Source organism: Psychrobacter sp., assembly GCF_035469765.1.
In the GTDB taxonomy this organism is placed as follows: domain Bacteria; phylum Pseudomonadota; class Gammaproteobacteria; order Pseudomonadales; family Moraxellaceae; genus Psychrobacter.
This window is the reverse complement of sequence record NZ_DATIRM010000365.1, coordinates 1-4,706: the sequence shown is the minus strand read 5'-3', so window position 1 is coordinate 4,706 and position 4,706 is coordinate 1. Positions and strand designations below refer to the sequence as shown.

The following is a 4,706-nucleotide window of genomic DNA, read 5'->3' as shown; positions in this document are numbered from 1 at the left end:
ACCGTTTCACGCTCACCAATAGCACGGTACTGGGTCACGCTATTCTCGACATGTACCAGACCTAACATCGCAAATGGAAATGGCTCTTTGACCATCATGTTCATCTGTAGCGTCTGTGATAGTACCGAAAAATAGGTAATGGGTACATGACCATTATCGGCAAAGCCGCATATTTTACGATAATCATCCAGATTGTTTTGATCAATGTGCAAGTCGTCCACATAATACGTCGATTGCGGCAACTCATCGCGGCCAACTTTACCACTGTTACCGATTGGCAATAAGCTTTTGACGATATTAGCGTAGGTGGTATGTGCTTTCGGCAATGCATCGTAATGTTTGTCTGACATAATAAATCCTAAGTAGGGCTTGAGCAGTTTTTTGGTGGCAGTAAATATGCTATGAATGCGGTAATTAAAATATAGGATAAAACCATAAAATAGACGCAACTTATATATAGCAGCTATTTTTAATAGATATTAATCGCAGCTTCTTGAAGGGAAAAACCCTTTCGCTTATTAGTACTGTGTTTTTATCATAAAAAAGCCACCCTTGGGCAGCTTTATTACAATTTATCAGCAATTTTTTCGTAAGCATATGTGAGGTAATTTAGATACCTTGTTTAATCAGGATAACTAAATACCTTTTTTGACTCAACTATACACAATAGTCATCGAATATGAGGACAATTATGCACCCAATAGGCTTTGACCGCAAACGCGAACAACGTTACCATTTAGACCACCAGAAGCAGGCGATGCAAACCATGCGATAGTTTCTGCAACGTCGACTGGCAAGCCGCCTTGGCTCATCGAGTTCATACGGCGACCCGCTTCACGAATAGCAAATGGAATGGCTTCGGTCATTTGTGTTTCGATAAATCCTGGCGCAACTGCATTGATGGTCATGCCTTTTGCATTGGCTTCTAACTGCTTGGCGGTCGCATTTACCAAACCAATAACACCTGCTTTCGAGGTTGCATAGTTGGTTTGACCCAAGTTGCCAGCGATACCTGAGATTGATGACACACAGACGATACGTGCATCATCTTTTAATGCGTCATTATCTAGTAAGTAGCGGTTAATTTTAGCGATACTACCCAAATTGATATTGAGCACCATATCCCACTGTTTCTCATCCATATTTGCCAATGTTTTATCGCGGGTGATACCAGCATTATGAATCACTGAATCTAAACCACCACGTTTTTGCGCAGCTTCTGCGATTTCTTTACCAGCGTCATCGCTAGTAATATCAACCGTCAAAACAGAACCACTAATTTCGCTAGCAACTTTTTGCAAATCTGCTTGCTGCTGCGGTACATCTAAACAGATAACATGCGCGCCTTCACGAGCCAAAACGCGGGCAATCGCTTCACCAATACCGCGACTTGCACCAGTGACTAGCATGGTTTTGCCACCTAATGGCTGATTCCAATCGACATCGACATCGGCATTGGTACCTGTACCAATACGTACCACTTGTCCTGATACATAGGCTGAACGAGCTGAGGTAAAAAAGCGTAAGGTCGAATCTAGGTTTTGCTCAGCGCCTTTTGCAACATAGACAAGCTGTGCAGTGATACCACGCTTAAACTCTTTACCAACCGATTTGACAAAACCTTCAAGAGCACGCTGCGCCAATGCCGCTTCGATATCTGCCAACGCTTCTGGTGGACGACCAATCACAATCACGCGACCTGACTTTTCGACACGGCGTGCGACACTATGAAAAAACTCGTACACTTGCTTAAGCTCATCAGCATTGCTGATATTGCTGGCATCAAATAATAAAACTTTGAACTTGTCATCACTGCCGGTATTGGCTTTGGCTTTAATACCGGCGCCCGATAGTGCATCTTTTACGTCATCACCACTGTTTACAAAGACTTCAGTATGCAGCTCTGACAAAATACGAGCTACTGAGGCGCTGACTGCATTGTCGTCGCCATTAGCACGACCAACCAGCACACTACCACGTACCAGAGGCTGTCCACTATCAAAGCGGTCAAGCTCTACAGGCATTGGTAAGCCTAGATTCTTTGCAACCTTTTTACCAATAGACGACTGAACGAAATCACCATAACGGTCTGACATAACTTAATCCTTTAATTAATAAGTAAAATAGTAGTAATCAAAAATGTAATACATCTACTGTAAAATGCGCTCGCAATAAAATGCATCTATTATAAAACGCCATTAGCATCATCATATATCAATAATAAATACTGAGTAAATGGGTTAAAAACGCTCTTAACTATACACATCCATGCCAAACAAGTCCAAAAATCACTAATGTCTATAACGATATGTAGACAAGCCAGTATACAAGACGACTTCTTTTTCTGGCATTAAAGACTTTTTGTTTGTGCTAAAATAAGACCTATAAGTTATGGCAAACGCATTTATTGATAACAATATATTATCAAATCTACCGTTATGCAATGCTTTAAATCAGTACCAGCCAGTCTATATCGCTATTACCTATGGCTGCTAACGCTGCAGTGTCTATAGTTAAGCGTCACATCGTTTGCTAAAGATATACAGTAAGGCTATAAAAAGCGTCTTATGCTGTATAGCGATAATGTGTAATATATTGCGCAACAAATAGTAATACGTATCTAAGGTATGTCTGAGCTATTTTAGGTACTTTTGTTTTTTAGCGACTTGCGTGTGTTTAAGTTGTGTGTGCTCGAAAATTTTTAGGCCTTTTTAGAATAAAGACTCTTATGGTTTAAATACTTTTTTATTGACAGTCCCCTTTTCTACCCATATTTTTTAAGGATAATATTATGAGTAACAAAAACAACCATTCAGATAGCCCTGTTATCAAAAGCACTGTGGTAAGAGCCAGTGATGCAAAAAGCACAGATAGTGCTGCTGATAAAGCGGCAACTAAAGAAGCAAATAAGCCAACTGTGATTGATACTGCTGTGAAATCAGATGCTACTGACGCTAAAAAGGCTGATACCAAAGCAGTAGAGCCGAAAGCTGACAACACTAAAAAAGAGACTTCAGCTAAAGACAGCAAAACTACGGCGAGTAAAGATGATAATGCAGCTAAAGAAAGCAGTGCTAAAAAAGAAGCAGCTAAAAAACTAGAAGCAGCTCCAGCGAAGAAAACAAGCACTGCTGCCAAAAAATCCAGCACGACCAAGCTTAGCGTAGGTCAGAACCGCGTAGCTATCCTAGGTGGTAACCGTATCCCGTTTGCACGCTCAAATGGCGCTTATGCTGATGTCAGCAACACCGATATGTTAACCGCTGCGTTAGATGGTTTGGTTGAACGCTTTAACTTGCAAGACGAAAAAATCGGTGAAGTGGTTGCTGGCGCGGTCATGAAGCTAAGCCGCGATATCAACCTGACTCGTGAAGCAACATTGAATACCGCGCTTAACCCACATACCCCAACGTATGATATCTCTCAAGCTTGTGGTACTGGCTTGCAGGCGACGTTTGCTTCTGCTAATAAAATCGCCCTTGGTATCATTGATTCAGCGATTACAGGTGGTGTTGATACGACCTCTGATGCGCCTATTGCTGTTGGTGACGGCTTACGTAAAGTATTGATTAAATTGGGCGCGGCTAAAGACAACAAACAACGTCTAAAAGCATTGATGGGTCTAAATCCAAAAGACTTACTTGATACTCCGAAAAATGGTGAGGCGCGTACTGGTTTATCAATGGGTAACCATCAAGCGATTACCACACTTGAGTGGAACATCAGCCGTGAAGCGCAAGATGAGCTTGCCTTTAATAGCCATCAAAACCTAGCACGCGCTTATGATGAAGGCTTCTTTGATGATTTAATCACCCCATACAAAGGTTTGACTCGCGATAATAACTTACGTCCAGACACGACTTTGGAAAAGCTTGCTAAGCTAAAGCCTGCCTTTGGTAAAAAGAATGCCAAGCCAACCATGACAGCGGCTAATTCTACCCCGCTTACTGATGGTGCATCTTGCATCCTATTGGGTACTGATGAGTGGGCTGAAGCACATGGTCTAAAACCATTGGCTTATATTGTTCATCAAGAAACAGCCGCTGTTGACTTCATTGGTAAATCTGGTGATACAGAAGGTCTACTGATGGCGCCAGCTTATGCCGTACCACGTATGCTCGAACGCGCTGGTTTGACGCTACAAGATTTCGATTTTTATGAAATCCATGAAGCCTTTGCTTCACAAGTATTGTCAACGCTTGCTGCATGGGAAGATGAGAAGTTCTGTGAAGAGCGTTTAGGTCTTGATGCGCCACTAGGCTCTATCGATCGTAGCAAGCTAAACGTCAATGGTTCTTCACTTGCCGCAGGTCATCCATTTGCTGCAACCGGTGGTCGCATCCTAGCTACTGCTGCTAAACTACTGGATCAAAAAGGTTCAGGTCGTGTGCTGATTTCTATCTGTGCTGCTGGTGGTCAAGGTGTGACTTGTATCTTAGAAAAATAAGCTTGATCACTTTTAAGTTAAAAAGATACGCTGACTTATTATTTTAGTCAGCACATATCTATCAATAAAAAAATGCCCTTTAATTTATTTAAAGGGCATTTTTTATTGTCTGTACTTTGTTATGATAGAAATGACCTAGATAACAGCCTCTTAAAAAAGCCGATACGCAAAACAAAGGTAATATTTATGGGTAAGACAAAAGTTTTATTAAGAAAAATGAGGCAAGTCATTTTTGGCTCTGAAAAATTGGTGATGACAG

Annotated in this window: 3 protein-coding genes and 1 pseudogene; 2 read left to right on the top strand and 2 right to left on the bottom strand. The window is 41.5% G+C overall.

Features of this window, described 5'->3' with window-relative positions; all coding sequences use genetic code 11:
* A pseudogene (locus tag VLN09_RS09995) lies at positions 1-350 on the bottom strand (acyl dehydratase); the annotation flags it as partial.
* Positions 351-689: 339 nt separating this feature from the next.
* Complete coding sequence (locus VLN09_RS09990; RefSeq protein WP_325246108.1) at positions 690-2,096, bottom strand: 3-oxoacyl-ACP reductase; 1,407 nt, start codon at positions 2,094-2,096, stop codon at positions 690-692.
* A 695-nt stretch (positions 2,097-2,791) separates the two neighbouring features.
* Between VLN09_RS09990 and VLN09_RS09985 the strand changes: the two genes are divergently transcribed.
* Together VLN09_RS09985 and VLN09_RS09980 are read left to right on the top strand one after the other, a co-directional pair.
* On the top strand, positions 2,792-4,447 hold the full coding sequence (locus VLN09_RS09985; protein WP_325246107.1) for an acetyl-CoA C-acetyltransferase: 1,656 nt from the start codon (positions 2,792-2,794) through the stop codon (positions 4,445-4,447).
* A 72-nt stretch (positions 4,448-4,519) separates the two neighbouring features.
* A partial coding sequence (locus tag VLN09_RS09980) for a hypothetical protein (protein WP_325246106.1) occupies positions 4,520-4,706 on the top strand: 187 nt, incomplete at its 3' end.

Bases quoted from the DNA above. Each gene is read 5' to 3' on its own strand.
- VLN09_RS09990 (WP_325246108.1), bottom strand. From the start codon at position 2,096: ATGTCAGACCGTTATGGTGATTTCGTTCAGTCGTCTATTGGTAAAAAG.
- VLN09_RS09985 (WP_325246107.1), top strand. From the start codon at position 2,792: ATGAGTAACAAAAACAACCATTCAGATAGCCCTGTTATCAAAAGCACT.